At 66.8% G+C, this 26,186-nt stretch carries 28 protein-coding genes; 12 read left to right on the top strand and 16 right to left on the bottom strand.

Annotation, left to right across the window (positions count from 1 at the left end; genetic code table 11):
* Positions 1-122: 122 nt before the first annotated feature.
* Together ACWGKJ_RS02505 and galE are read right to left on the bottom strand one after the other, a co-directional pair.
* Complete coding sequence (locus ACWGKJ_RS02505; protein ID WP_385018773.1) at positions 123-974, bottom strand: aldo/keto reductase; 852 nt, start codon at positions 972-974, stop codon at positions 123-125.
* A gap of 231 nt (positions 975-1,205) precedes the next feature.
* Positions 1,206-2,210, bottom strand: coding sequence for a UDP-glucose 4-epimerase GalE (gene galE / locus ACWGKJ_RS02510; protein WP_385018650.1), 1,005 nt, complete (start codon positions 2,208-2,210; stop codon positions 1,206-1,208).
* Between the two features lie 230 nt (positions 2,211-2,440).
* Between galE and ACWGKJ_RS02515 the strand changes: the two genes are divergently transcribed.
* From ACWGKJ_RS02515 to ACWGKJ_RS02540, 6 genes are all read left to right on the top strand, one after another.
* Positions 2,441-3,094, top strand: a complete 654-nt coding sequence (locus ACWGKJ_RS02515) for a hypothetical protein (protein ID WP_385018648.1) — start codon at positions 2,441-2,443, stop codon at positions 3,092-3,094.
* Positions 3,091-4,146 (top strand): hypothetical protein, encoded by a 1,056-nt coding sequence (locus ACWGKJ_RS02520; protein ID WP_385018646.1) that lies wholly within the window; start codon positions 3,091-3,093, stop codon positions 4,144-4,146. The genes ACWGKJ_RS02515 and ACWGKJ_RS02520 overlap by 4 nt, the downstream gene beginning before the upstream one ends.
* Positions 4,147-4,469: 323 nt before the next feature.
* The gene (locus ACWGKJ_RS02525; protein ID WP_385018644.1) at positions 4,470-4,697 is read left to right on the top strand and encodes a hypothetical protein; all 228 of its coding nucleotides are present in this window, start codon (positions 4,470-4,472) and stop codon (positions 4,695-4,697) included.
* The gene (locus tag ACWGKJ_RS02530) at positions 4,694-5,929 is read left to right on the top strand and encodes a WXG100 family type VII secretion target (RefSeq protein ID WP_385018642.1); all 1,236 of its coding nucleotides are present in this window, start codon (positions 4,694-4,696) and stop codon (positions 5,927-5,929) included. The genes ACWGKJ_RS02525 and ACWGKJ_RS02530 overlap by 4 nt, the downstream gene beginning before the upstream one ends.
* 23 nt (positions 5,930-5,952) lie before the next feature.
* Positions 5,953-6,720 carry a hypothetical protein gene (locus ACWGKJ_RS02535; RefSeq protein WP_385018640.1) on the top strand — a complete coding sequence of 256 codons (768 nt, stop codon included), beginning with the start codon at positions 5,953-5,955 and terminating at the stop codon, positions 6,718-6,720.
* Positions 6,717-7,430: a hypothetical protein gene (locus ACWGKJ_RS02540; RefSeq protein WP_385018638.1), complete on the top strand. Its 714-nt coding sequence runs from the start codon at positions 6,717-6,719 to the stop codon at positions 7,428-7,430. The genes ACWGKJ_RS02535 and ACWGKJ_RS02540 overlap by 4 nt, the downstream gene beginning before the upstream one ends.
* A gap of 116 nt (positions 7,431-7,546) precedes the next feature.
* On the opposite strand, the gene ACWGKJ_RS02545 is transcribed toward ACWGKJ_RS02540, so the two are convergent.
* From ACWGKJ_RS02545 to ACWGKJ_RS02600, 12 genes are all read right to left on the bottom strand, one after another.
* Complete coding sequence (locus ACWGKJ_RS02545; RefSeq protein ID WP_385018636.1) at positions 7,547-8,266, bottom strand: hypothetical protein; 720 nt, start codon at positions 8,264-8,266, stop codon at positions 7,547-7,549.
* A 32-nt stretch (positions 8,267-8,298) separates the two neighbouring features.
* Positions 8,299-9,267, bottom strand: a complete 969-nt coding sequence (locus ACWGKJ_RS02550; protein ID WP_385018634.1) for a hypothetical protein — start codon at positions 9,265-9,267, stop codon at positions 8,299-8,301.
* Positions 9,268-9,326: 59 nt separating this feature from the next.
* The gene (locus ACWGKJ_RS02555) at positions 9,327-10,010 is read right to left on the bottom strand and encodes a hypothetical protein (RefSeq protein WP_385018632.1); all 684 of its coding nucleotides are present in this window, start codon (positions 10,008-10,010) and stop codon (positions 9,327-9,329) included.
* 51 nt (positions 10,011-10,061) lie between these two features.
* A complete protein-coding gene (locus tag ACWGKJ_RS02560) occupies positions 10,062-10,511 on the bottom strand; it encodes a pilus assembly protein TadG-related protein (protein ID WP_385018771.1) in 450 nt (149 codons plus the stop codon).
* Between the two features lie 47 nt (positions 10,512-10,558).
* Positions 10,559-10,990: a TadE/TadG family type IV pilus assembly protein gene (locus tag ACWGKJ_RS02565; protein ID WP_385018630.1), complete on the bottom strand. Its 432-nt coding sequence runs from the start codon at positions 10,988-10,990 to the stop codon at positions 10,559-10,561.
* Positions 10,991-11,085: 95 nt separating this feature from the next.
* Positions 11,086-11,457 (bottom strand): TadE family protein, encoded by a 372-nt coding sequence (locus ACWGKJ_RS02570; RefSeq protein ID WP_385018769.1) that lies wholly within the window; start codon positions 11,455-11,457, stop codon positions 11,086-11,088.
* A 164-nt stretch (positions 11,458-11,621) separates the two neighbouring features.
* Positions 11,622-11,867: a hypothetical protein gene (locus tag ACWGKJ_RS02575; protein WP_385018627.1), complete on the bottom strand. Its 246-nt coding sequence runs from the start codon at positions 11,865-11,867 to the stop codon at positions 11,622-11,624.
* Positions 11,868-11,902: 35 nt separating this feature from the next.
* Positions 11,903-12,832 (bottom strand): type II secretion system F family protein, encoded by a 930-nt coding sequence (locus ACWGKJ_RS02580; RefSeq protein ID WP_385018625.1) that lies wholly within the window; start codon positions 12,830-12,832, stop codon positions 11,903-11,905.
* The gene (locus ACWGKJ_RS02585; RefSeq protein ID WP_385018623.1) at positions 12,829-13,983 is read right to left on the bottom strand and encodes a type II secretion system F family protein; all 1,155 of its coding nucleotides are present in this window, start codon (positions 13,981-13,983) and stop codon (positions 12,829-12,831) included. The genes ACWGKJ_RS02580 and ACWGKJ_RS02585 overlap by 4 nt, the downstream gene beginning before the upstream one ends.
* Before the next feature lie 10 nt (positions 13,984-13,993).
* Entirely contained in the window at positions 13,994-15,304 is a 1,311-nt protein-coding gene (locus ACWGKJ_RS02590; protein ID WP_385018621.1) for a CpaF family protein, read from the bottom strand.
* A complete protein-coding gene (locus ACWGKJ_RS02595; protein ID WP_385018619.1) occupies positions 15,301-16,128 on the bottom strand; it encodes a hypothetical protein in 828 nt (275 codons plus the stop codon). The genes ACWGKJ_RS02590 and ACWGKJ_RS02595 overlap by 4 nt, the downstream gene beginning before the upstream one ends.
* 59 nt (positions 16,129-16,187) lie before the next feature.
* Positions 16,188-16,931: a hypothetical protein gene (locus ACWGKJ_RS02600; protein ID WP_385018617.1), complete on the bottom strand. Its 744-nt coding sequence runs from the start codon at positions 16,929-16,931 to the stop codon at positions 16,188-16,190.
* Between the two features lie 878 nt (positions 16,932-17,809).
* Between ACWGKJ_RS02600 and ACWGKJ_RS02605 the strand changes: the two genes are divergently transcribed.
* From ACWGKJ_RS02605 to ACWGKJ_RS02630, 6 genes are all read left to right on the top strand, one after another.
* On the top strand, positions 17,810-18,469 hold the full coding sequence (locus ACWGKJ_RS02605; protein WP_385018615.1) for a hypothetical protein: 660 nt from the start codon (positions 17,810-17,812) through the stop codon (positions 18,467-18,469).
* The gene (locus ACWGKJ_RS02610) at positions 18,457-19,500 is read left to right on the top strand and encodes a hypothetical protein (protein WP_385018613.1); all 1,044 of its coding nucleotides are present in this window, start codon (positions 18,457-18,459) and stop codon (positions 19,498-19,500) included. Before ACWGKJ_RS02605 ends, ACWGKJ_RS02610 begins: the two co-directional genes overlap by 13 nt.
* A 103-nt stretch (positions 19,501-19,603) precedes the next feature.
* Positions 19,604-20,137, top strand: coding sequence for a hypothetical protein (locus tag ACWGKJ_RS02615; protein ID WP_385018611.1), 534 nt, complete (start codon positions 19,604-19,606; stop codon positions 20,135-20,137).
* A 128-nt stretch (positions 20,138-20,265) separates the two neighbouring features.
* Positions 20,266-20,964 (top strand): hypothetical protein, encoded by a 699-nt coding sequence (locus ACWGKJ_RS02620; protein WP_385018609.1) that lies wholly within the window; start codon positions 20,266-20,268, stop codon positions 20,962-20,964.
* Positions 20,965-21,201: 237 nt separating this feature from the next.
* Positions 21,202-21,900 (top strand): hypothetical protein, encoded by a 699-nt coding sequence (locus ACWGKJ_RS02625; RefSeq protein ID WP_385018607.1) that lies wholly within the window; start codon positions 21,202-21,204, stop codon positions 21,898-21,900.
* Between the two features lie 149 nt (positions 21,901-22,049).
* Positions 22,050-23,480: a PE-PGRS family protein gene (locus tag ACWGKJ_RS02630; protein WP_385018605.1), complete on the top strand. Its 1,431-nt coding sequence runs from the start codon at positions 22,050-22,052 to the stop codon at positions 23,478-23,480.
* 589 nt (positions 23,481-24,069) lie between these two features.
* Here the strand turns inward: ACWGKJ_RS02630 and ACWGKJ_RS02635 are convergent.
* Both ACWGKJ_RS02635 and ACWGKJ_RS02640 read right to left on the bottom strand, forming a co-directional pair.
* A complete protein-coding gene (locus ACWGKJ_RS02635; RefSeq protein ID WP_385018603.1) occupies positions 24,070-24,645 on the bottom strand; it encodes a hypothetical protein in 576 nt (191 codons plus the stop codon).
* An 11-nt stretch (positions 24,646-24,656) separates the two neighbouring features.
* Positions 24,657-25,850 (bottom strand): PE-PGRS family protein, encoded by a 1,194-nt coding sequence (locus tag ACWGKJ_RS02640; protein WP_385018601.1) that lies wholly within the window; start codon positions 25,848-25,850, stop codon positions 24,657-24,659.
* Positions 25,851-26,186 lie beyond the last annotated feature (336 nt).

Raw genomic sequence — 26,186 nt, forward strand, 5'->3', positions numbered from 1 at the left:
CCAGACAGGGGCCCGGAGGACACAACGTGCCCGAAATGACAGAACCGTTGACGCTTGCCCCGATTGCGTACCGCAGACCGGGCGGAGCCCGTCACGGGACCGGCCCCGCCCCCTGGCCCCTCTCAGCCCCCGGCGGTCTGCAGCAGATCCATGTCCTCACTGGTGAGGTGCAGCGCCCCCGCCGCCACGTTCTCCTCCAGATGTACGGGGTTGCCGGTGCCCGGGATCGCCAGGACATGGCGCCCCTGCCGCAGCGTCCACGCCAGGCGGACCTGGGCGGCGGACACACCGTGGGCCGCGGCGACCTCACGTACGGCCGTGCTCTCCCCGCCCCTCGCCCCGGCGCCCTCGTCACGCCCCTCCCCGGCGATCGAGAAGAAGGGCACGAACGCGATGCCCTGCTCCCCGCACTGGCGCAGCAGTTCGCCGTTCCTCCGGACATCGAGGCTGAACTGGTTCTGTACGCACACCACCGGCGCGATGGCCTGCGCCTCGGCCAGATGCTCCGGCCTGACGCTGGAGATCCCGAGGTGCCGGATCAGCCCGGCGTCACGGAGGTCGGCGAGCGCGCCGAAGTGCTCGGCGATCGAGTCCTCGGACATCCGGCGGAAGTTGACCACGTCGAGGTGGTCGCGGCCAAGCTGGCGCAGGTTCTCCTCCACCTGGCCGCGCAGCTGCTCGGGCGTGGCCTCGTACCACTCGCCCGAGGGGTCGCGGCCGGGTCCGACCTTGGTGACGATGACCAGGTCATCCGGGTACGGGGACAGGGCGGTGTTGAGCAGCTCGTTGGCCGAGCGCAGCCGTGAGAAGTAGAACGAGGCGGTGTCGATGTGGTTGACGCCGAGTTCGACGGCGCGGCGGAGCACCCGGACCGATACGTCGCGGTCCCCGGGCTCTCCGAGGTCGAAGGCCGAGCTGCCGGTGAGGCGCATGGTGCCCAGACCTATCCGGTTCACGCTCCGGTCACCGAGCATCCAGGCGCCGGCGCCCGATGCGGCGGTACCGGACGCGTCAGTGCCCGATGCGAGGGCGGCGTCCGACGCCTGGGCGTCCGACACGGTGTTGTTCACATTCAAGTTCACGCTCTCCCCGTTCCTGCGTTCGTGCCTGGTTCCCCGCGTCGCGCACCACATCCCCGCCGCGCGAAGCCCACCGCCCGGCATCGTCCCGTCAACCGGTGGAACGGTCAACCGACCGCCACCTGCTCAACCGGCCACCTGGGCAGCCCACTTCGCCCGCCACGCCAGTGCGTCCCGTACACCTTCCACCATGCTCTTGTGCGCTTCCCAGCCCAGGAGTTCACGGGCCCGGTCGCTTGCGGTGTAACAGCCGATCACGTCCCCTGGGCGCGGACCCGCCTCCCGGACGTCGAGGGTCTCCCCCACGGCCTCCTCGAAGGCCGTGACGAGTTCCCGCACGGTGGTGCCCAGTCCGGTGCCGACGTTGATGACCCGGTACCGGTCGTCGGCCGCGGGCCCGACGACCTCGTCGAAGCGTGTGAGGGCCGCGACATGCGCGCGGGCGAGATCCCAGACATGGATGTAGTCACGGATACCGCTGCCGTCCCGGGTGGCCCAGTCCACGCCGGTCACGGTGAACGGCGTCCCCTCCGTGTACGCCTCGATGAGCTTTCCCAGCGCGTGGGTCGGGTGCAGGTCCTGCAACCCCGTACGCAGCTGGGGGTCGGCCCCGACCGGGTTGAAGTACCGCAACGCGATGACTCGTACGGGGGCCGCGACCGTCCAGTCCTGGAGCACCTGCTCCATCATCTGCTTGGTACGGGCGTAGGGGCTCGAAGCGGCCACCGGGCAGCTCTCGTCAACCCGGGCGTCGGCGGTGGGCGCGTAGATGGAGGCGGAGCTGCTGAAGACGACGCGACCGCAGCCATTGCGCTGGAGGGCCTCAAGGAGGTCGACGGTCTTGGCGACGTTCTCCCGGTAGTAGTGCAGCGGCCGCTCGACCGACTCCGGGACGACGATCCTGGCGGCGCAGTGCAGGGTCGCGTCGATGTCGGGATGGTCGGCGAACACCTTGTCAAGCAGGGCCTGGTCGGCGATGTCGCCCTGGTAGAAGTCACGGCCGTGTACGAACTCCCGGCGCCCCTTGGAAAGGTCATCGAGGATGACCGGGGTGATGCCCTGTTCGATGAGGGCGGAAGCGACGGTACTGCCGATGAATCCGGCACCGCCGGTGATCAGAACCTTGGTCATACGCGGGATTCTCCCCGAGCCGCGTCGCACATGCACACGGCCCCGCGGAACGCGTGAAACCTCCGCCCCACGACGGATTCGCCACGACCGGGTCACGCCTCCCGTACCTGGCACGGAATCCGCCGAACGCCCCCTGCTGCCCTTTACACCCGGCTGGTAGCTTCGATTTCCCTGCGGGTTTGCAGTCCGGACTGCCGACCTGCTGCCGATCAACCGGGGGAGAACATCTCGTGGCCCGCCGCACTCCAACCATCGCCGCCGCACTCACCGTCAGTGCGGCCCTGCTGCTGACCGCTTGCGGGGGCAGCAGCAGTGACGCCTCCAAGGACAAGATCAAGGGAGCGGACGAGGGGACGAAGAGCCCGTCCGCTTCGGCGTCCACCTCTGCGGCGCCGGGTGCGGCGCGGCCGGAGATCACGATTCCGCACGCTTTCCAGCTGGACTTCCAGGGCTGGAACAGCGGCGACTCCGAAGAGCAGGCCGTTCTCAACGACGGCAGGGAACAGGTACGGGCCGGATACGCGGCCATCATCGCCAACGCCCCCGATGCCGACTACCTCAAGTTCTACGACACTGCGGCCGGTCTTTCCCAGGACCAGAAGTGGATCAAGACCTACACGGGCAAGAACCTGACCCTCATCGGCAAGGCGCCGGTATACGACGCCAAGGCGAGCATGCTCGGCGGCAACAAGACACGAGCGGTCCTCAGCTACTGCATGGACGAGAGCAAGGCATACACAAAGGACCGCAAGACAGGAAAGGTCGAGGGGAATCCGGCAGGCACGAATCCCAAGGTGTACTACACGGCCACCATGCAGAAAAGCTCACAAGGCGTATGGCAGACCGTGTCCACCAATTCCAAGAGGGGAGGCTGCCCGTCGTGAACTCCCAGCGCAGGATGACGGCGCTCGCCGTGGTCTCGCTGACTGCGGTTGCACTCTCCTCCGGACCGGCCCTCGCTATCGGGGGAGGTGGCACGAAGGGCGACTCGGACGACCAGGGCAACGTCAGCGCCTCCGCCACCCACTCCCAAATCCGCCTCAGCTACCCCAAGGGCGGCGGCGGAAGCGGAAAAAGGGGCAGTCTGGGTGCGGTCGACCCCAATTGGAAGCCTCCGGCGTGCTGGTACGAGCCCGTCTTCACACCCGAGGCGCTCAAGGCGTTCGTCGACAAGACGGACGGCGCGGGCGATGTCGGAATTCACGAGTCGTGGTACGGCAAGACCCTCTGGACCGACCACTACAAGGACGGCAAACCCGAGGCCAACTTCGACGACCCCAACTCGATGGCCGACGGATACAAGAACTACAACATCGGCAAGGGCGGCTATTTCTGGCGGAGCGTGGCGCCCGACGAATCCGACCCCGATTCCTGGCAGTGCGGCCGCATCATGTTCTGGCAGCCCCCAGGCCAGGTCCCGAAGATCCCGCACGCGCCCACCCCGAAGATGCTCGCCGAGTACGCGTACAACAAGGTCAAGGTCCCCGAGACCAAGATCGAGCTGAAGCCGCAGACCAAGTCCACCGTGAACCTACCCACCTGGGTCTGGCTGGACAAGGGCACCTTCAAGGACGTGGTCGTCCGCGCCGAGCTCCCCAACACCGGGCTCTGGGCCGAGACCACCGCGAAGCCAGTGAGCCTCCACCTGGACCCCGGAACGGACGACGCGGACACCTTCCCCGCATCGGGCACCTGCACCTTCCACAAGGACGGCTCCATCGGCACGCCGTACAAGGCGGGCGACGCCAACCAGAACCCGCCCTGCGGCATCAACTACCTGCATGCGACGGACGGGCAGCCGTACCAGCTCAAGGCGTCGATCACCTGGAAGATCAGCTGGCAGGGCACGGGGGGCGCGGGCGGCGACCTGCCCGACGGGACCTTCCAGACCACCCAGGACATGAACGTTCAGGAGATCCAGACGATCAACCGCTGAGGGGCCCTGCTCACCCGCTCACCCGGGCGGCAAGCGCCGGGCGGGCCTTAGGTCAGGACCATCCACCGGCGGCCGGCAAGTGGCTCTCCCCGCCCCACTCTTTTCCCCAGGCCACACGATTGCAAAGTTCCCCTCACCGCCCGGCCAAGAGTGGGCGATGCGCCTCTTCCGGCGTTGACTGGGCCTGGCCCGCCGAGCACCGTCGGATGCCGGAGCCGGGGCTGGGACGGATCAGCCGGGACCGGGCAGAGAAAACGGGGTGGGGGGAAGCAGTGGGGTACCGGGGTGGTGACGCCGAGCACATACAGGCGTCGGCTTCATCCATGAAAGCGGTCGTTACCTCGGCCAACAGCCATTCCAAGGCCGGCGCGGCGGCCGGCAAGCAGGCAGCCGGCGCCGCCGGGGACCACCGGGTGGCCACCGCGATCAGCTCGCTGGCCGGTGCAATCGCGAAGGCAGCCGACGATACCGGAACCTCCGTCAGTGATCTCGGCGATGTCGCCCGGACGACCGCCGCCAACCTCAAGAAGGCGGGCGGAGGCGGCAGATGACGCCTCCCACGTACACCGTTCCGGCCGGGAATCCAGAGACACTGCGGACCGCCGCCGGCCGGTTCAAATCGCTGGCCCATGACCATTCCGCACTGCTGACGACGTTCCAGCGGCATGTGGAAGCCGTACTCAAGGGCTGGTCGGGCCCACTGTCCAAGCAGTACCGGACGGCGGCCGAAGGCGTGTATCCGCGTTTCAAGGCAGTCCATGCGGCGGCAGGCGCCGCGTACGACGCACTGCATACCTACGCCGGGGCGCTGGAGACCGCACAGAAGGCGGTGAAGGGCGCCAACACCAGCGCCGACAACCACTCCCACGCCTCGCACCATGCGTCCTCTGCCCCGGGCCGGTCCACCAAAGCACTCGGCCAGAAGGTCAGCGACGCGAGTTCCGACCTGAACCGCGCCGCGGGTGCGTGTGCGACCGCGCTGAGCCACGCGGAGACGACGCTCGCCAGGACCTGTCCTGACACCCTCTCCGCCAAGCAGCTCAAGGAGCAGGTGGCGAAGGCGGGCGAGGAGTTGAAGGAGGAGAACCCGGGGCTCTGGGAGAAGCTCTTCGGCCCCGAGGGCGAACTGCGGAAATGGGACGAGCGTCTGCACGCCGTACCTGCCCCGTACGCCGACATGGTGCTGCTCAAGCTGATGAGCGGCGCGGAGGGCGCGGAGGAGAGCGTCACGACCGCTGAGCAGTTCGCGGCCCGGATCCCGGAACTGATGGAGGCCGACTTCCCGAAGATGGCCCGGCCGATCATGAACGCCATGAGCAGCGGGGCGGCCACCGAGGCCGATCTCGCCCAGGCGATCGACGACTTCGCCAAGGACTGGGAAGCGATCGGCAAGTGGAACGAGGGCACGAAGCTGGCCGGCCTCGGGGAAGCGGCGCGGCTTCCGTGGCTGCGCGGGGCGACCGTGGGGCTGAACGGTCTGGCCATCGCGGGCGACTTCTACACCATGTGGAAGCCCGAGGACAAGGGCGCGATGGGCTGGGTGGACCGCGGAGCGGCCGGTGTCAACGCCGGTCTCGCCACCTGGGACACGCTCGCCGCTCTCCAGGTCGTGGACGCCGTACCGGTCGTGGGCGAAGCCGTCATGGTCGGCACCGGCCTCTATCTGGGCGGCACCTACCTCTACCACCACTGGAAGCCGTTCAAGAACGTGTGCAACGCCACCGGTCACGCCGTGGCGTCAGCGGCCAAGAGCACCTGGCATGCGGTCACCAGTTTTCTCTGAGCAGCCGATGGAGGCAGCACCACATGACGGGTGACCCCCGACAAGCAGATGTCGAAGCTTCGCAAGCGTTGCTGGACCAGGTCGAGCAGGACGGTGCGGTCCAGCTGCCCGCTCTGTCGGCAGCCGAGCTGTACGTACTCGGAGCCATGCAGGCCACGCTCGTTGACGAGGACGCCCGCTCCTGGTGGTCCGACATGCTGGACGCGGAGCGGATCGGGCTCTCGGCCATGGCGCTGAAGTTCCTGGTCCACCGCGGTCTGCTCGATGAGCCTGAGTCCGGTGCTGCCGGCCCCATCGCCGAGAACGTGGACCTTCCGGTTCGTCCGCTGCTCGCGATGATCCTGGCCGGCCGGGGCCGGCCCGCGTTCGTCGTCCTCCGCCGCGAGGGCCCCATGGGCGAGCCCGAGCGTATGCGGCTGTACGGAATCGCCGACGAAGGCCGTGGGCTGCGGGCCGTGCTGGCCGAGGTGGCCACCGGGAACCACGTGTCGCGATTCGGCCCGGCCTACGAGTACGCGCTGATCAGCCCGGAGGAAGCCGTCAGCTCCCTGCTGCGCTGGGTCGGCAGGGCCCCGGCTCGCAAGCTCGGCCGCCGCCTGCCCAGGGTGATCGATGTGTATCAGCCGGACAAGGGCTCGGGCCCCGCACGCGACCGTATCGCAGTACGGGTTGGCTCATCCGGGCTGCGCGTGGAGCACGAAGGGGTCGGTACAGCGCCGACCACGACCGACTGTGACGATCAAGCGCTCGGCCGCCTCCTGACCGATCTGTTCGCTGGACGCACCGCATGAACCTGCCTGAGATGCACGAGCCTGCCTACTACACCGAGGAGCGCTCCGGACTCCGCCCACCACTGGTGTTCCACGGCTTCTTCTGGCCCCTGCTGCTGATCGGCTCGTTCGTTGCTCTGCTGCTGACCGACAACCCCTCGGTGTACATCCCCGGAGTGATCGTGGGCTGGTTCGGGTCCATGACTCTTGGCGGCCTGTACCTGGGCCAGGTCTGGCCGATCGGTATCCGCGTCGACCAGGCAGGTATCTGGATCGGCGGCCTCAGTCAGGCCGCGCGCAGGCGGACGCGCGAGCACGGGCAAGGCCGCAAGCAAGGAGACAAGCTGCCTCGGGTCAGAGCGCGGCGGCGGCAGGTGTACTTCTGTCCCTGGCACGCGCTCCAGCAGGTCGAAGTGGTCACGGAGCGCCAGGAAATCCGGAAGCTCGCCAGGCTGGGCAGGAGTGTGGGGGCGAACCGCTCATCGGCCGCTGCCGGAACCGTTCTGGTGGGCCCGCTGACGGCCCCCTACACGCGCGCCGCTCTCGTCTTCGCCGTCGATCTCTCCGCGGCTGCTGTGCCGGAGTTCCAGCCCCCGGACACGAGGCGGTACTGGTTCAGGACATCGGCTCCACAGCAGTTCACGTTCCATCCGGTCTGGTCGGCCCCCACCCGCCACCCGGAGAAGCTCCGGGCGGCGCTGGAGCGGGCGGGGGCGCAGGCACGGCGCTGACACGAACGGCGCCAGTTGTCCCGTACGGGCCAGACCTCGGGCACGACATGAAGAGGCCCGGGAGAAGCAGACGGACAGCCGCTGCCCGCCGACGACGGCAACCTGCCCGCGTACGGTCAGCCCTCCCGCAGCACCGCCAGCGCGAACACCAGTCGCAGGTCCAGCCAGCCGGCCTTCGGCATATAGGTGTTGACCCCGCGGTCCGTGTGATCCGACGTGAGGGCCACTTCGTCCTCGCCCGCCCGCCAGGTCACCGGCTTGCGGATGTGGTTGCCGCTCTGGCCGCCGCTGTCGTCACCACCGAAGATCAAGGAATCCACGACGCTTTCGGCAAGGCTCCCCGCCTGCCGCGCCACAGCCGCCTTGCCCCGCGACGCAACCTCCTTGGCACTGCCCTTGGCCCAGTGGTAGCGGGCCACGACATCCGGGTGACCGGGCTGCCGCAGCCACCAGGTGTGCTGGATCGTGCGCTTCGCGGCGACAGTACGGTGCACGGTGCCGATCTCCTGCCCCGCTCCGTCCGCCACCCGGTACTGCTCGCCGCCCTTCCCGCCGGTCATGGACGCGAGCGCGCAGATCGGCTGACGGGGATCCCGGGCCGCGTAGAGGTCGTACGCCTTGGTCTCCGGGTCAGGCTGGACGACAAGCACGGCAGGCGCGAAGCACCGTACGGGCCCGTCGACCGACCGCACACGTATCGCCCGCGGTCCGGTCACCGCTTTACGGCGGAACGTGGCCGGCTGTTCCACATCGCTGACCACGAACCAGCCGATGCTTTCCCAGGGCATCGGCTCGACGGGCGGCTCGGGGGGCCGCCGCTGCCTTCCGAACGGCATCGCTCGCTTCTCTCCTCGGGTGGCACGGGTATTCAGCGGTTGACCGACAGGATCTCCTGGACGGCGACGTCCTTCGTGTCCCCGTAGGTTCCATCGGGCAGCGTGTCGCCCTCTCCCGTGGTGCTGGTCCAGGTGATCTTCCAGGTGAGCGTCGCCCGCAGTGGATACGTCCCTCCGCCCGACGAGCGCAGGTACGTCACCCCGCAGGGCGGCGTTCGGTCGGCGGAGCCCCGGATGTACGGGGTACCGATGGACTTGTCCGCGTTGAGTGGACAGTCGCCGCCCGCCGGGTGGACCTCCGCATCGGCCGTGCCCGGGTCCAGGCGGAGCGCGGCAGGGGTGGCGGTCGTGGTCGCGGAGAGCCCGGTCCCAGGCAGTGAGGCGGTCACAGAGACCGGCTTGAAGCGGGCCTTGTCCAGCCAGACCCAGGTGGGCAGGTTGACCGTGGACTTTCCCGCCGGGGCGGCCTCGATCTGTGTGTCGGGGACGGGGAGTTCGTCATAGGCGTACTCGGCGAGCACCTTCGGGCTGACGGCGAGGGGCTCGTCGGGGGTTGTGTTGTTCGGGACCCAGAACGGCGGTTTGTCGCAGGAGTTTGCCTGGGGGTCGTCCTTGCGCTTCGGATTGATGGCGGCCGCCCAGAACATTCCCTTGCCCTGCTGGTCAAGGTTGTAGTTCTTGTACTTGCCGTCCTTGTAGTAACTGTCGAGGAAGCCACCCACGATGTCGCCGATACCGAAGAAGCCCACCTTTCGCCAGGACTTGACGGTGGCCTGGATCTCCTTCGGTGAGAAGGCCGGCTCGTACCAGCACGCGGGCGGAGTCCAGTTGCTGTCCGTGGAGGAGAGCGAGCCGGTCTTCGCGGTGCCGGGACTGCCGTTGGTGGTGGTCCGGATGCGCGTGTGTACGGTGATCTTGCCGTTGGCCGAGCCGCCCGCGGAGTGGGCGCGCTGGTCGCCCCTACCTCCGAGCCCGCCGCTGGCAAACGCGGAAGTGGGCACGGACAAAAGGGTCAGCGCCAGCCCCGGGACCAACAGGTATCTCGAACCGGCCCGGCGCGTCAGGCGCACTTCTTGCCCCCCTCACCCGAGATCACATTGGCGGACTGCCAGACGCCCTTGTCGTTCTTCTCCAGACGCTCGTTGAAGAAGGTGTAGTCCCCCGACGAGGCCGCGGGGTGGCTCACCTTGCCGGTCTTGCGGTTCTTCGGGTACGTCTTCGTCGCGTCCTGGCAGTAGGTCACCGCCACGGCTCCGTCCTTCAGAGGGGTGACCTTCCGGTTGTAGTAACGAGCAGTTCCCACGTAGGACCTGCCGTCGTCATAGAACCCCTGGATGTAGGAGAGCGCCGAGGTAAGGGCATCGCCCTTGTTGTAGAACCGCACCGCCGGTAGCAGCTTCTTGTCATCAGTGGTGATCGCAGCGTTGATCGCGTCGAGGCTCCGCGCGTTGTCGGCGAGGATCGCGTCCTGCTTCGGATCCCCGGTCTTACCGCCCTCGAAGACGTTGCTCACGCCCTTCGGCAGCACGACCTTCGGCCGCTCGATCCCGTCCGGGGAAGCCGAAGCGGAGGGGGCCGCCGTCGCCCCCGTGTCCGCCCCAGCGATCTTGTCGTTCTTGCCCGCCTTGCCGGAGGACGACGAATGACCGCCGCCGCAGGCCGACAGCACCAGCGCAGCCGCGACCGCGACCGCCGCCGCGCCGGCCCCGCGGCGCGCGAGACGTGAGGGGGTTGTGTCATGCATGAGAGTGTGTGCCTTTCCATCTGCACCGGGAACCCGGTGAACGCGTCACCGTCAACCCGTGACCGACTCGGCGACCGAAGACCCGTGCACGGTGATCGAGTGGCTGTAGAACAGGCCCGTCAGCACCGGCTCGTACGTCAGCTGCACGGTCACCTCGACCCGCTGTGTGTTGGCCGCCGTGCAGTGCGAGGCGCCGATGTCCCGGGCGGACATGCCCATCTCGACCGCGAAGGCGTGCACCCGTGCGTCGCAGTTCTGGTAGTTGATCGGCGCGGGGCCGCCATGGTTGCCGTACAGGGACTCCCGGTCGATGTCCTGGGCCGCGTACCGTGCGGCCTGCTCCGCGATGTCCGCGGCCCGTTCCCGCTGCGAGATGGACAGGCCGCCGTCCACCACGAACGCGGCCAGGGCCAGGAACAGGAACGCGAAGATGATGACGGCCGCCGCGCCCGAACCCCGGTCGTCCAGGCGGGCCTTGCGGGTATCGATCCATCCGGTCAGGGTGTTCGCTGCCCCCGTCTGCGCGTTCGCTGCTCCGGTGAGCGCGTTCACTGCGTCCTCCGGTACGGGTCGATCGGCGAGGTGGAGTGCCCGCTGAGGGTGGTGGGGATGTCCAGGCCGAGCATGGCCAGACCACGGATCCGGCAGCTCACGTCGACGGTGAAGAAGCCGCCCTTGACGAATCCCTTGGCCGTGACGGACACCGGGCCGGAGCAGACATCGGTGAGGTCCGCCTCGGCTGCCCTGCGCGCCTCGGACATCGCGACGCCGCCGTCCTTCTGGATCGAGCCGGCGCGGGCGGCGTCACGCGCGGCGCTGTCCACGGCGCCGCGGCCCTCGACCAGCTGCCCGAAGCCCACCAGCACCAGAATGAAGAGGATCATGACGGGGGCGAGGATGACCACCTCGATGGTGGACAGGCCCCGGTCGGCCCCGGCGGCGCCCGTGCGGTCCAGCCAGGTCCGTATCGCACGGGGCACACGGGGCGCACGCGGCACACACCGCGCACACCTGCCCGTACGGCCACTCCCCGTACCCAAGAACGCCTTACGCCCCGCCACCCGTTGGCCTCTCATCAGTCCCGTACGAACCGCTCGACGGGCCCCCGCGACTGCGCGTGCACCGTGAGGCCCAGGCCCGGGAAGACATTGGGGACCTTCGCGGTGATCTCCACGCCGACCGTGTCCTGGTCCGGCTGGAGCATCGTCACGTCCGGGCCCAGCACCAGCTTCGAGCCGAGCTGGTGGATATAGCTCTGTACGACGTCGCCCGCGTCCCCGCGCCAGCCGCCGGGGTTCTCGTCCGCCTCGGCCCGCGCCTTGCGCGCACCGGCCTGCGCCGCCGCCTGGGCCACATGGTCGGCGAAGAAGTACAGCGCGAACTGCACCGTCGCGAAGATCATGAAGAACAGGACCGGCGTGAGGAAGACGAACTCGATCGCGGTCATGCCGGAGTCGCCGCGGGCGGAGGCTGCCTCCACCCTGCGGCGTACGAACGCTCTGATCCTCTGACGCACCAGCACCGACTCAGTGACTCGTCCGATCGACCGGACTCGGGAATGAACAGGGGACGCGGGAGCAGGCCCGGCAGGATCCCGGGCGGCCCCGCGCCTCAGCAGGTGCCGCTCGCGCTCGCTCCCTTGATGCAGTCGCCGACCTTGTTGGCGCCGTCGCTCAGCGCGGAGTTGATGATCGCGGCGACCACGCCGACGATCGCGACGACGACCGCCGAGATGATGACCCACTCCACGGCTGACGCGCCGCGGTCGGTCTCATCGGAGCGGGCGCGCTCGACGCGTGCCTGCAGGAACGTCATCAGAAAGTCGACAGTCGGGTGACTGAAGCGGCGTCCGAACATGGGATGAAATCCTCTCAAGAGAAGGGGAAGCGGGATCAGACCTGGAAGACGCGCATCGCGGCCGGATAGATGAGGAAGACCAGGAAGCCGGCGCAGAGGAGCAGCTGTGCGACAAGCATCGACTGCGACTTCTCACCCGCCGCCCCCTCGATCTCGGCCATTTCGCGGTGGCGCATCGTCTCGGCCCTGGAGGCCAGCGACTCTCGTACCTTCGCCCCGTCGTCGGCGACGAGCGCCAGCGACGACGACAGGTCCTTCAGTTCCTCGATACCCAGATCCTCACCGAGCCTGCCGAGCGCGAGCCACTGGCTGGTGCCGGTGATCCGGGCGTCCGCGAGCGCGTTACGGATCCGGCGCAGCGCCCAGCCGTCGCTGACCTCGGCCGCGGCCATCAGCGCCTCGGGCAGACCGCGCCCGCCTGCCAGGTTCATCGAGACCAGGTCCAGATACGCCCCGATGACGCGGCGCAGGTCCTTGCGCTTGTCCGCCGCGTCCCGGCGCACTTCGAGATCCGGCAGGAAGAAGAAGAGCAGACCGCAGACGAGCGCGAGCCAGACCGGGATGATCGGGCTCCTGCTGAAGCCGATCACCACGACGATGGCGAAGAGCATCGGGCCGAAGACCAGCCCGACCACTCCGAGCAGCACCTTGGTCGCCAGGAACCCTTCCCAGCCGCGGTCGAGGACCGCCAGGTCGGAGCGGAGCGAGCGCTGCTCCCAGCCCTGCTGGAAGTAGAGGTCGGCGATCCGTACCCCGACCCGGGCCCGCAGCGATCCGAGCCGGCCGTCGTGGGTCTCGTGGTCGCCCGGCCGCTCGTACCCGGAACCGGCCGCCCGCAGCGCGTCGATGCGCTGCACCTGCGAGACCGCGGAGCGCTTCGTACGGGACAGGGCCCGGACGAGGACGAAGACACCGAGGCCGAGGACGGCCCCGATCAGTACCGGTGCGGTGAGAATGTCGATCATCGCGGCGCCCCCTGGCCATGGTTGAACGGCGAGGTCTGCGGCGGCTGCTGACCACCGGGGTGCGCACTGCCCGGGTACGGACCGCCCTGGGGCGCGCCCGCCTGGGGCGCTCCGTACTGACCCTGCTGGCCGGCACCGTACTGCCCGTGCTGACCCTGCTGACCGCCACCGGGCTGACCGTACGGCCCCTGCTGACCCTGCTGACCGCCGTGCTGTCCGCCCGGCTGCTGCTGCGACGCCTCGGGCCGTACGAACCGGACCTCCGGCTCCGCGCGGACCAGGAAGCGCTCCGGCGTCTCGATCACCGACAGCTTCCGCAGCCACCAGAAGCCCAGCGCGAACAGGCCGCACACACCCGCCAGCACCAGCTGGCCCATCGTCGAGCCGTACGGGGAGACGAAGTCCCGGTTGAACACAGCCAGTCCCAGGACGAACGCCACCGAGACCACGACCACGATCTGCACACTGCGCCGGGTCGATGAACGCTGCGCCATCACCCGGTGCCGCATGTCGATCTCCTCGCGCGCCGACTTGGAGAGCGCGCCGAGCACCTGGCGCAGGCCGGGGCCGCGCAGCTTGGCGTTGAGGATGAGCGCGGCCACGATGATGTCGGCCGACGCGTCGTTGATCTCGTCGGCGAGGAACTGGAGCGCCTCCGGCAGCGGCATCCGGGCGCGCAACCGGTCGACCAGCGCGTCGAGGTGCGGGCGCAGGGCCGGGGCCGCGGCGCGCGCGGATGCGGGGATGGCCTGTTCGAGGCCGACCGCCCCCGCGATGGTGTCACGCAGCGACTCGGTCCAGCCCGCGAGCGCCTCCACCCGACGCATGGCGATCTTCTCCTGGGCGGCGCCGCCGAAGAGGCGGTCCCAGAAGAAGACGAGCAGCCCGGCGGCGACCCCGGCCACGGCCCAGCGGGTCAGCAGCAGCACCACCAGGCCGACACCGACGGCGATGGAACCGCGTCGGCCGACGAACTGGAGCATGTCGCGGGCGCGTTCGCCGCGCTCCGCCTTCACATGGCCGGGTTTGGGCTCGAAGCCGCGGATCGCGAGGATCAGCAGCGCGAGGCCGCCGCCCGCCGCGATCCCGCACCCCAGTGCGTACAGCAGCTGCGGATCGAAGAACCCGCCCAACGAGGAGATGCCATTCATACGGTCTCCTTCACCCCCAGGCCCCTGAGGGGCGGTAGCCGTGTACGGCGAGGTCGTCGAGGCACGCCACCGGGGCGTGCGGCACCACACGCCCGTCGGGCGTCTCGGCGAAGACCTCACTGGAGAGGACGCGGCCGTCGACGCCGTTGACCTCACGGACCGAGGTGACGGCACGCTGCAGGCGCCCGCCGCTCTCGAAGTTGTTGCGGCGCTGCACGAAGACGACGAAGTTGACGGCTCCGGCGATGAGCATCTGGCTGGCCTCGATGGGCAGCCGCTCGTTGGCCTGGAGCGCGTAGGTGGAAATACGGTTGAAGACCTCGCTGGAGCTGTTGGCGTGGATCGTGGAGAGCGAGCCGTCGTTGCCCTGCGACATCGCGTTGAGCATGGTGACGATCTCGTCGCCGAGCACCTCACCGACGATGACGCGCGAGGGGTTCATACGGAGCGACCGGCGGACCAGCTCGCCCATCGAGATCTGGCCGAGCCCCTCGGAGTTGGGCAGCCGCTCCTCGAACGCCACTACGTTGGGGTGGAGTTCGGGGAACTGGTCGAGCCCCAGCTCCAGGGCGCGCTCCACTGTGACGAGCCGTTCGACCGGCGGGATCTCGTTGGCGAGGGCCCGCAGGAGTGTGGTCTTGCCCGCGTTGGTGGCGCCCGCGATCATGATGTTCTTACGGGCGCGTACGGCGCAGGCGAGGAAGTGGGCCAGTTCCGGGGTGAGCGTGCCGTTGCCGACGAGGTCCGCCATGAAGACCTTGCCCATCCGGGCGCGGCGGATGGAGAGGGCGGGCCTGCGGGCCACCTCCATGACGGCGGAGAGCCGTGAGCCGTCGGGGAGCCGCAGGTCGAGCTGGGGGTTGGCGGAGTCGAAGGGGCGCGAGGAGAGCCCCGAGTAGGCGCCGAGCACCTGGATGAGCTCGACGAGTTCCTCGTCGGTGTCGGCCACCGGGTCGACACGGGCCTCGCGCCCGTCGGCGTAACCGACGAAGACCTGGTCGCAGCCGTTGATGTCGATGTTCTCGACCTCGGGGTCGTCGAGCAGCGGCTGGAGGCGCCCGACCCCGAAGAGCGCCGCGTGCACGGCCGCCGCGTACTGCTCCTCGGTCTCCGCGTCGAAGGGGGTACGCCCGGCGTTGATCTCCGCGCGCGCGTACTCCTCCAGTATCTGGGCGATGACGGCGCGCGCGTACTGCCGCTCGTCCTCCCCGGACATCGGCGGCGTGTTGCTGACCTGGTCGATACGGCGCTGCTCGGCGATCCGGTCGCCGGCCTCCTGCCGGTACCGCTTGACCAGGCTGTGGTCGACGGCGTCGCTCATCGACCGGCCCCGGCACCCGGCTGCGACCAGGCCGCGCCGAACTGCTGGTAGACATCGGCGGCGACCTTGCGGGCGCTGCGGATCAGCAGCGACTTGTCGAGCCGGCCCCGGCCGCGCCCGGAGAGCAGCGCCGCGCCGGAGGTGTCGTGGGCGAGGGTGCCGAGTACCCGGGCGCCGGTCTGCGCGGCGACGAGCATGTCGTTGACCTGGTGGGCGATCTTTCCGGACGCGCTCGAATCGACGACGAGCAGAACGCCGATGAGCGGGGTGGCGAGCTGCGACATCCCGCGCTGTCCGCCGTGCAGCTGGTGGGCGAGGGCGGCGGCCCGGTCCCGTACGCGGGCGATGTGCTCCGGTTCCGTACGCGCGACAAGCAGGACCAGACCGGCGTGCGGCAGCAGGTCGACGGCGGGCGAACCCCCGGCGATCCGGCCGCAGTCGGCTATCACGTCGGCGGGCGCGTGCGGTGAGTCGCCGAGGGTGGAGAAGGCGTGTCCGAGGGTGGGCCAGACACCGGCAAGCCCGGCGGCCTGCTCGGCGGAGCCGATGCCGACGAGCAGCTCAAGGCCGCCGGCCATCGGCTGGGCGTGGTCCCAGAGCTGGTCGGCGGCGAGCCCCCGGCGGGCGGCGGCGGCGATGGAGAGCAGGCCGGTGTTCGGGTTGAGCGGGCCGCCGTTGGAGGCGGTGGTGCGGTAGACGAGGTCTCCGCCGGCCGGGTCGGCTTCGGCGAGCAGCGCCCGCCGGGGCCAGACGGCGGCGAGGGCGAGGGCGGCCGTGGTGACTCCGGGCGAACCCTTGTCTGCGGCGAGGGCGATGAGCGCCATGTCTTCTGCGTTCCTCTGGGTTCCTCTGAGGGTCCTGTGGGGGCCTCTGTGGGCGTCGGTCAGCCGTCGTGGGAGGGCACCGAGACGATCGCGGCCTCCCCCGCGGACGCGGCCTGTGAGAGGGCCGCGGCGTCGGCTTTGTCGACCAGGACGGTGACCGCGAGGTTGCCGCTGCTGATGGTGGAGGCGTTGGGTGAGTCGGCGTGGCTCACGGTGGCCCGGTCCACGATGATGCCGCCGCCGGAGGAACCGGTGCTGCCGGACGAGCCGGACTGGCTGTTGCTGTTGCCGGAGCTGCTGGAGCCGCTGCGGTCGCCCACCCGGTAGATGGTGACGGTGTCGCCGACCTTGATGCCGACGGGGTACTGACCGTCCTTGAGGGAGAGCCCGACGACGGCCTTGCCCGCGGGGGTGCCCTTCGCGCCGGTGAACATCTCGCCGACCAGGAGGGAGCCGTGGGAGAGGGCGCTCTTGGCGGTGAGGGTCTTCTCGACCTGGCCGAGCTGGCTCCACTTGATGTAGTGGATCGAGTCGTCGTCGGCGACCATCACCGAGGTGACGTCGCTGTCCTTGATGGCCGCGCCGGCCTCGACGTCACGCGTCAGCTTGGCGACCTCGATACGGTTCCCGGCGCGCAGCACCAGCACGGTGGCTCCCAGCGCGCCGACGAGGATCAGGAGGACGGCGAGAGCGGCGAGAGCGGGCTTACGTTCCCGGGCGACCGTGGGAAGCCGTTCACCGGACGGCTGGGCGGGTGAGGGAACCCTGTGGTTGCCTGCACCCGTGCGCTCCTGGACCTTCACGCCGCTTCTCCCCCGAATGTTCTCTGCGACTGGTGTGGCTGGTGTAGCTGATCTGGCTGGTTGTAACTGATCTGGCTGATGTGACTGGTGTGGCTGATGTGACTGGTGTGGCTGATGTGGCTGGATCACTACGACGCCAGGTCGCCATGACGTGCACGCCATAAGCGAGTCGACTTCGCCGCCATTCATCCGGTTCCGATCCCCAGGACACCGGAGGCTGTCAAGTCATCGCACCGTAGCAGCAGCACATAAGCGCCTCAAGACGAGATAAGGATCGCGAACTTCACGCGCATCGTCAGGATCGGTCCAAACCGGTCAGAATCGACGGTCCTTGCGAGCCCCTCAAAGTTTCACGAGATTTCCCCGTAGACACTGCACAACAAGGGATCGGCGGTTGCACCCGCCAAGGCTTCCCGGGTCCGACCGAATCAGAGCCCTCCAGGCTGCCCGCCGACGGGGCGCGACGGATGCACCCGCAAAGAGGGGCGGTTACGGATGTGTGGATCACCGTCACAACTGGGCCGTCCCGGGAGGCGCGGGACACAGGCGCTTCGGTGCGAATCCGGCGCGAACCCCGGCGCGAACACGGAGCGCGCACCGGCCGGGTGCAACGGAGCGGACGCGCCGCCGCATATAGATGAAGCGTGAACCAAGCGTAATCAAGCCGGAACCTTCACCCCGGCCCGAGGCGCCCGGGCCCCGTAGAGCCACAGGCAACAGCTGTCGGGATCGGCCCACCACGCCCTGACGCACGCACCATTCATCCCAATCATCACCTGTCTCACGGCCCGCACCGCGAGTTCGCTCTGGTGAAACCAAGTACGTCCCGGATAGCGTCAATTCACTCAACCCGCAACAGCCCTCACCGGGAGTCGCCAGTGAACCGCCGATCCTTGCCCGCTGCCGCCGCACTCGCGACCGCAGCGGCACTCCTCCTCACCGCGTGCGACGGGGGCGGTGACAACAAGCCGAAGGACTCGGACAAGATCGCGGGCGCGGACCAAGGGGCGTCGAAGTCGGCTTCGCCGAGCGCTTCGGCTTCGAGCGACGCCCCTGGGCGCCCGAAGGTCACTCTGCCGTCCGATCTGAAAATGACCTTCGAGCAGGCGAACACGGGGGACCCCACCAAGGACGCCGTTCTGTCGGACGGCGCGGAACGCATGCGCGCAATCAACGGGGCGGTCGGCGGCACAGATCCCAAATACGCAGCCCTGAACTTCTACAACACTGGTAAAGCACTGGTGGAGTCGTCGAGTTGGGTCGAAAAGTTCAAGAAAGCCGATCTCTCGATCACAGGCTCGATCTCGTACTTCAATCGACACGCGACCATCGAGTCCGGTAAGTCCGCTTCCCTCACCTTCTGTGCGGATGAGAGCAAGGCATATTCAAAGAAGATCAAGACCGGGAAGATCATCACTACGGCACCCTCTAAGAATGATTTCATCCTTTACCGGACTGGACTCGTGAAGAACAGTGATGGCGTGTGGCAGACCAGTCAGATCGTTTCAACCGCAGGGGATGCCTCATGCGTGAAATGACCAGATCGGTATGCGTAGCCTGTGCGCTTTCCGGACTTCTTCTGGCTGCTGCGGCACCCTACGCCTCTGCCGGAGTCACCGTGCCGGGTGGAGGCCGGGAAAACTCGAACCCCGCAAGCGGTAGCTCCAAGAACGAAGGCAACCACGGGACCATCGCGGCGTCCGCGAGCGGCATCGCGTTCGATCGGTCCAAGAACGGAACCGGCCCAACTGCCGGTCCGCTCGCGGCGGCAGGGACATGGACGCCGCCGGCCTGTTGGTATGCACCGAAATACACCGCCGCCCAGTTCAAGGCATACGAGGAGCCCATTTGGGAAGCCGAGTCAACCGGTCCTGAGTGGGATGCCCAGCAGCGCAAGCGATATGTGGACGGTCACCCGTACAAAAACTTCAACCTCAGCAAGGCGGATGATGGCTACTGGTGGACATCGTTCGCCAACGAAAACTTTCCTCCAGGCTGGGACGCTTGCGACGAGCCGGACTTCTGGGTAGACAAGGGGGCACCTCCGCCCACCGCCGAGGCAGTAACACCGGAAATTCTTGCGCACCTCGCCTATGCCGAAGTCCGGGTTCCAGGGACCAAAGTAGATATGGCCCCTAGCAACGCCACAAAAGTTAACCTCCCAACTTGGGCTTGGCTGGATAAATCAGATTTCAAACCTGTATCTGTCACAGCCTCCGTACCCGTTCTCGGCATTGAGGCCACAACAGTGGCCAAGCCTGTCTCCTTGAAGCTCGAACCGGGCACCTCGGATGCCGAGACCTATCCGGGTTCCGGCGAATGCACCTTCAACGGCGATGGTTCGATCGGCACCCCCTACGTAAAGGGCGACGCGGACAAGACCCCGCCCTGCGGCCTCACTTACCTTCGCGCTTCGGGCGGCAACGGCCCGTACAAGCTGAAGGCAACCATCACATGGAAGATCAGCTGGACCGGCACCGGGCAACCCGCCCCGAAGGGCCTCCCTGACGGCACCTTCGGCACCACCCAGGACGTAACAGTCGACGAAATCCAGGCCATCAACCGCTAATGGGCCCCGGCGAGAGCAATTTACGTCCCCGCCCCGGCACGATCCGATCCGGCGTCGTCAACCACCTCCACTATCGTCAATCACTGAGGCAGAACCAAGCGCCATGTATCTGGAAAAGTCCCCCAAGACCTGGTCGACCATCTGCGTCTCTCTCTACCTGGCGGGGATCGCCTATATGGGCGTGGACACCATTCCGGAAGAAATCGGCCTGTGGCTGGGGCTTTCAGCACTGTTCCTCCTTCTCCTGCTGCCCTGCCTGGCCGTCCCGGTCTCCAAGGCCATCTATCAGCGCATCCACATCGACGGAGAGACCCTGCGGGTGGGCCGCGAGCGCATTCCGCTCGCCACCCTGGACCCGGTATCGGTCCAGGCCGCCCTCCAGGGCGCCGCACCGACACCGGTCGAGCGCTACGCGGCATCAACAGCCACCATCGACGCACCGGTCCCCGGCCTGCGCTCGGCCGAGCGCGCCGGCCCTCGGCTGGTCGGCGGCGGCTGGGCCGTCCCGATGGGCATGGACAGCGTGACGATCTCCACTCGTCAGGGGGAATCACTACTGATCGCCACCCGGGACCGCACCGCTTTTCTCACGGCCCTGGCGAACGCGACGGCTCAGGTGACAACGCCTGGTTTCTGACCCACAAGGCATCGTTCAAGCCGAACCACACCGAGTGCACCTGGTGACGAATCCGCAGACCAACTCGGCGTGAATCCCTGCCGGTAGAGTCAAATCCTCTCGTCCGAGGTTCGGCCCAGGAGGTAACGGTGGCGTTCGGCAAGGCCAAGAGGGCAGTGGAGCCGCCGGTAGAGCCCGTCGCGTGGGCGAACGTCCACAAGTTCATCATCGACACCGTGGAGCGTCCCGAGACCACCAAGCGCAAGAGGGCCGTGTACGGCCTGCGCGCGGTACGCGTTCCCAAGGGGAGCATGGAGTACCGGGTCAATGCCCCTTGCGCGTACCTCGCTCCGGCCTCCCGCCCGGCCGCAGGCCCCTCCCGCAGCCATCTCACGTTGTATGAAGACCCCGAGGCTCAGAGCCTGTTGTGTTACGTGGGCGCTCCCACAGAGGTGAACGGTGAGCGTCATCATGTTGTGCACGACTCACAGGGGCACTCCATCGGCACCTTGCGCCGTATTCCACCCAAGCGGCCCTTTCGGCACACCTGGCGTATCGATCAGCCGGGACACCCGGAGATCGTGGGGCGCAACGAGTGGGCCAGTGGCGAATCCACAAAAGAGGTTGTCGGACGGGCCGCGACGCGGGTCGCCTTCGGGTTCGTGACCGGCCTGGTGGCCGACATCGCTGGCGGCAACAGCGATCAGCCGACAAACCCCCGGACTCTTGAGTGGCGTGCGGAGGAAAAGATAGTGATGATGTCGGAAGGGAGCCGCGAAATCACAGTCAGGGCCGAGTGGGTAGATCGACGCCTGGCCTTCGCATTCGCCCTTGTCGGTGACAAATAGAAAAATGAGGATGGCGAATCCAGATGATCTGGACCATCTTGCCGAGCACGCGAACCCAATGAACTGGCTCTGACGCACAGCTGCTCAACCCACCGCGCCGCGGCCTTCCGCTTTCCTGAGGGCCGTGCCCACGGGCACCCGCACCGCACGGCCCCCGCCCGGCCGCCCACCCCGCCCCCCTCCCCCAGCCGTTAGGGTCGGACCGTCTCGCCCGTCAGTTCGGTCCTGGAGGTAACGGTGGCGTTCGGCAAGGGGAAGAAGGCCGAGGAGCCCGTGATGGAGCCTGTCGACTGGGCGACCGTCGGGAAGTTCATCGTCGGCATCGTGGAACGCCCTGCCACCCATAAGCGGAAGAAGGCCGTCAGCGGGCCGCGCGCACTCCGCGTACCGCAGGGGGGGCTCGAATTCCCGGTCAACGTGCCCTGCGCGTATCTGGCGCGCACCGCCCAGTTCGGTACGGAGTCCCCGGCCGGCGACCACACCCTGTACGAGGACGCGGAGAACCGGCGATTGCTCTGCTCGGTCGACGCCCCCGAGGAAGTGGGCGACGAGCGCCATCACGTCGTACGCGACAGCCAGGGGCAGGTGATCGGCACCCTGCGCCGTGTCCCGCCGTCCAAGAAGCCGTTCCGGCACACCTGGCGTATCGACCAGCCCGGACATCCGGAGATCGTCGGCCGCAACGAACTGGCCGGCGGCGACTCCAAGACGGAGCGGGTGGCGCGCGTCGCCATCAAGGCCACTCTGGGGCTGGTGACTTCCGTACTCGACGGAGGCGGGGACGGCGGTGACCAGCCCATGCGCCCCCGCACCCTGGAATGGCGGGCCGGTGACGACGTGGTGATGGTCTCCGAGGGGAGCAATGAGATGACCATCGAGGCCGACTGGATCGACCGCCGCCTGGCCTTCGCATTTACTCTCGTCGGCGACAAGTAGGGCCGGAACAGGGCAATCCGTAACGGGGCAGGAACCGTGGATGTTCCGTCGGCGTCCGATGTGTCGACGCGGCCCCGCGGATATCCTGGCCGCCCGGACGCGAGCAGTTCCGGGAACAGCAGCAGACAGTTCTGAGGGGGACAGAAGCCATGCGGATGGCCAATCCGGATGACCTCGATCATCTTGCCAAGCTCATCGATGGCAAAGGTGGCGTAGAGGACAAACTTGACGAGGCGTTTACCCGGGCGTCGAATCTCGGCGTCACCAGTCACCTCACCTCCCTCAAACCTCTGCGGTCCTGGGTCAAGGACACCGGTCCCGATCTCCGGAAGCGCGCCTCGATCGCCCGCCTCGAAAGCGGTGACCCCGAGGCCGGTGCGCGGTGGGCCGGCTTCTCCCCCAAGGACCTCGCCAAGTACCTCAAGGAACACAACGGAAAAGGGCTCACACCCGACGAGATCCTGCTGGCCAACTCGGTTGCGGCGAGCGACGATCCAAAGGCGGACGCGTTCAAGAGGCAGTCCAACGAGTCACTGAACGACTGGATCAGCCGCATCAAGGCGCACGCCCTGGAACAGATACCGGGGCTCGCACCGCACGCCGCGACGATCGTCTCCATTCTCGATCTCTACGGCGACTGGAAGTCGGTCGGCGGCACCACGGCCACGGTCACAATGCAGGGTGCGGCGCTGACCAAGGTCCTGATCGGCAACTCGCTGAAGTCGGGCGTGCTCGTCCCCTGGAAGAACCGGATCGGCACGGTGCTCGCGGGCCGCAACAACAGCCTGCTGAAGTGGTCCGGCAACAAGATCATCAACTACGCCCCGAAGATCCGCTCACTGGGTGCGCCCGGCAGCTGGTTCCCCAGCAAACTCAGCCAGTTCGCGCAGAAGATCCCCGGCACCCGGGGCATGGTGGGTGACTGGACCGGCACCGCCTACGACGCGGCGCGCGGGCTGAACTTCATGGATTCGCCCATCTGGAAGGGCGTGACGGTCAACAAGGCCATCAACTTCCTTGTGGGTTCGGATGAGTTGGCCGCCAAATACGGCGGTCTCACCCACGCCGGCCAGGCGGTCAGCCGGGCCGGCAACGCGAACCTGATCAGAGTCGGCGCCAACGCCTTCAAGGACGGACGCCTCGCCAGCCTCAGCCGCACCGCATCACTGACCAAGGGCCTCGGGGCCGCCAGCAAGGTCACCGGGGCCATGCGCGGCCTGGGCATCGCCGGAAGCGCGGCGTCGACCGTGTTCAGCGCGGCGAACGTGATCGCGCAGGGCAATCCCGTCACGGCCTTCAAGAAGAAGGGCGCGGGTTACGTCGCGGACGTCGCCGAGGTGGGCTTCAACGCCTCCATGACGGCCGCCATGATCGCCCCGAACCCGATCACCATCGGCCTCGCCGTCGGAACAGGACTTATCTACGGTGGCGCCAAGGTCGTCGAACACTGGGACGACATCAAGAAGGGTGCCGGGAAGGCCGCGGACTGGGTGGGAGACAAGGCCAAGAAGGTCGGATCTGGCATCGCGAACGGCGCGAAGAGTCTTGCCAAACACGCGAATCCCATGAGCTGGTTCTGACCCTCGCGCCGGCTCATGAGCGCGTGAAGTAGCGCTCCCGCCCCCCGGGACTGACGGCCGAACCGACCAGCCCTGGGGCCAACTACCCGGCTGGGTCTTCGACCAGCGTGACGCGCTGTCTGGGACGACTCTTCCTGGGCAGCCATTGGAGTCGTCAACGCAGTAGACGGAGGATGTGGCACGTCCGTACGCCTCACCGCGCGGAGGTGACCGTCGTCGGCCGTACTTGCCGTGCTAACTGTCGACCCAGTTCTCGGCCCCCGTCACGATTGCCACGGTGCATGATCGGCCGGTCGGAAACAGCTACTGGACGAGTTGGCTGTCACGCGTCTCACCGCGACAAGCGTTTAGGCGGATGGCGATTACCAGACCGGTGTGTTCCAGAATGATGCCGACCTGGGCATCCGCTCGAGTTGCAAACCCGGCGGCATGCGCGGGACTACGAAACCCTGCCTCAAAGATCTTGGGCAACGATCCACCGGGCAATGCCTAACGAATGTTGATCAGGCGCCCTCGCCCACGCATCCATGGGCTACGTACATCAGTTTTCGATCAAGGATCGGAACTCTCGGCTCATCACTGACACGGACTACCATTCTGATCCTCCGTCTTGCCGACGCCGGAAGAGAAAGTTCACAGGAGCTGCAAGCAAAGCGTCGAGCGTCGACAACGCCGAAGTGTCCACCGTTTCCATGATAATCGCGATCGCGAGGTCCGTAGCGTTGGCGTCGCCATTCACTCGACCGATCCTGGTCCCGCCGACATTAGGCACATAGCTGCCTCGCCTCATCGCGATGGCTACATCCTCACCCCTGCGAAGGTGAGCTTCTTTTTTCATGATCATGTATTCGTAGATGTGTTGGCGATGCTTCATCTCCAGCCATCTGCCGCCTCGACGTAGACCATTTATTTTCAAGTTCAAGTCGACAATATCCCCATCGACGCGTAGCCACCCACCGTCCAATGACGGGATGTTTCCAGCCCCTCCGCTGAACAAGGTGTCCGGGAACTGGAGGCCATGCAATGCGGCCTGCCTCCGCGACTCATGCCTCAGCGGTCTGACGTCACGGAACACATCTACGTCCCCGAATTTTCCCACCTGGCCACGGTATCCATGACCGCGATCATTTCTCACGGGTTCAAGTTCGAATTCGAATACACTCATGTCTTCACATCTCACAGGAGGTTCAGAGCGCCGCCGGCCGCAGCAAATGAATTTATGCCGCCTGCCAATTTTGAAACCGCGCCAGACGACTTATCCTTAATCCAATCGCGGGTGGCGTGAGCTCCCTTTTTAACATCGTCCCAGTGCTCGACCACTTTGGCACCGGCCCAGACGGCCCCTGTCACGGCAGTGGCGCCAACGGTGTACTGATTAGGACTTACCATGGCCCAGGTGGAAGAAGCATTGAATCCAAGCTCAGCCCAATCTGCGACATATGAGGCTCCTGCCTCTCTGTTATCGAAGTGCGCGCGAGGGTTTCCCTGCTTGTACACGTTGACCGCACTGTAAGCCGTTGAATAGACACCACCGAACACACCGGTCGCGCGAAGAAACCCACCAGCCTTACCCGTCACCTTGAGGCTATCAACCAGGGCGCCCATGCGGCCGCCACCTACCACCCGAGCGTCTTTGTAAACATTCTTTCCAATCTGGTACAGGCTGGCCTGAACAGCCCTACGAGGAATCTGCCCAGAATGCGTGAGCCCTCCATAAATGGAGGCAAGCCGATCTGATCCGACAAGAAAGTCGATTACTTTGTTGCCGGTCACGTTGAAAACAATCGGGGAAGTCATTGCACTACTTCGGCGTAAATAATTCACACCGAGTCCGATTTGATCACCAATCAACCCACTGACAAATGGAATTCGATTCGCATCTGTATAGGCCCTACTTCCAGAGCCCAACGCGGCAAGGTGACTGGGCAGCCAGCTACCCGGGTAGGACAGAGAACGAATAGCTGGATTCCATTCCTCCAAATTTTCTCCCCAACGCGCTACGCGGGCGGGCATCCAGGTATAGCGTTCCGGGAAATTTTGGAGTTTTGCCGCAGTCCATAGGCTTGCCGGTTTGAGCCAACCGCGGGCAACCGAGTTCCCAATAAGGACTTTGGTGATGGATTGGGCCCGATAAAGCGCAACTCCACTATGCGAGAGCACACCCATTACGTCACCGACGTCACCGAGAATCTCAGCGATTTCGTTTTCGTATGGTCCAAGGCCTGGAATCGAAGCCAAGGCGTGAGCCCGAATACGGTCCACCCAGTGGTCCAGGGATTCATTCGACTTGCGTCGAAAGACGGAGGACTCGCGATCGTCACTCAAGGCTACGGCGTCAATCAGCAGAAGAACATCAGGGGCCTTGAACATCAACCCCGCCTTCGCGATTTCCTTGACACTGAACCCAGCCCATTGGACTCCAGCGTTCGGATCCCCGCTCTCGAGGCGCGCGACCGCAGCACGCTTCCGCAGGTCTGGTGCAGTCTCAACTGCCCACGGACGCATCGGTTTCAGAGCGCTCAGATGACCAGTCACCCCAAGCCGGGACGCTCTAGTGAAAGCCTCGTCAATCTTGTCCGTGACGCCACCGCGACCATCAAAGAGCCGGGCGAGCTGGTCCAGGTCGGCAGGGTTAACGGTTCTCACGATTCAGTTCGCTCGGCTTTCTTTTAACGATCCCCGATCCAGGAAAATCCTGATTCCGCC

The organism is Streptomyces sp. NPDC054757 (assembly GCF_053612185.1).

Coding starts and splice junctions, on each gene's coding strand:
- ACWGKJ_RS02505 (WP_385018773.1), bottom strand. CDS start 974: ATGCTCGGTGACCGGAGCGTGAACCGGATAGGTCTGGGCACCATGCGC.
- galE (WP_385018650.1), bottom strand. CDS start 2,210: ATGACCAAGGTTCTGATCACCGGCGGTGCCGGATTCATCGGCAGTACC.
- ACWGKJ_RS02525 (WP_385018644.1), top strand. CDS start 4,470: ATGAAAGCGGTCGTTACCTCGGCCAACAGCCATTCCAAGGCCGGCGCG.
- ACWGKJ_RS02530 (WP_385018642.1), top strand. CDS start 4,694: ATGACGCCTCCCACGTACACCGTTCCGGCCGGGAATCCAGAGACACTG.
- ACWGKJ_RS02535 (WP_385018640.1), top strand. CDS start 5,953: ATGACGGGTGACCCCCGACAAGCAGATGTCGAAGCTTCGCAAGCGTTG.
- ACWGKJ_RS02540 (WP_385018638.1), top strand. CDS start 6,717: ATGAACCTGCCTGAGATGCACGAGCCTGCCTACTACACCGAGGAGCGC.
- ACWGKJ_RS02545 (WP_385018636.1), bottom strand. CDS start 8,266: ATGCCGTTCGGAAGGCAGCGGCGGCCCCCCGAGCCGCCCGTCGAGCCG.
- ACWGKJ_RS02555 (WP_385018632.1), bottom strand. CDS start 10,010: ATGCATGACACAACCCCCTCACGTCTCGCGCGCCGCGGGGCCGGCGCG.
- ACWGKJ_RS02570 (WP_385018769.1), bottom strand. CDS start 11,457: ATGACCGCGATCGAGTTCGTCTTCCTCACGCCGGTCCTGTTCTTCATG.
- ACWGKJ_RS02575 (WP_385018627.1), bottom strand. CDS start 11,867: ATGTTCGGACGCCGCTTCAGTCACCCGACTGTCGACTTTCTGATGACG.
- ACWGKJ_RS02580 (WP_385018625.1), bottom strand. CDS start 12,832: ATGATCGACATTCTCACCGCACCGGTACTGATCGGGGCCGTCCTCGGC.
- ACWGKJ_RS02585 (WP_385018623.1), bottom strand. CDS start 13,983: ATGAATGGCATCTCCTCGTTGGGCGGGTTCTTCGATCCGCAGCTGCTG.
- ACWGKJ_RS02590 (WP_385018621.1), bottom strand. CDS start 15,304: ATGAGCGACGCCGTCGACCACAGCCTGGTCAAGCGGTACCGGCAGGAG.
- ACWGKJ_RS02595 (WP_385018619.1), bottom strand. CDS start 16,128: ATGGCGCTCATCGCCCTCGCCGCAGACAAGGGTTCGCCCGGAGTCACC.
- ACWGKJ_RS02610 (WP_385018613.1), top strand. CDS start 18,457: ATGCGTGAAATGACCAGATCGGTATGCGTAGCCTGTGCGCTTTCCGGA.
- ACWGKJ_RS02615 (WP_385018611.1), top strand. CDS start 19,604: ATGTATCTGGAAAAGTCCCCCAAGACCTGGTCGACCATCTGCGTCTCT.
- ACWGKJ_RS02630 (WP_385018605.1), top strand. CDS start 22,050: ATGCGGATGGCCAATCCGGATGACCTCGATCATCTTGCCAAGCTCATC.
- ACWGKJ_RS02635 (WP_385018603.1), bottom strand. CDS start 24,645: ATGAGTGTATTCGAATTCGAACTTGAACCCGTGAGAAATGATCGCGGT.
- ACWGKJ_RS02640 (WP_385018601.1), bottom strand. CDS start 25,850: ATGTTCAAGGCCCCTGATGTTCTTCTGCTGATTGACGCCGTAGCCTTG.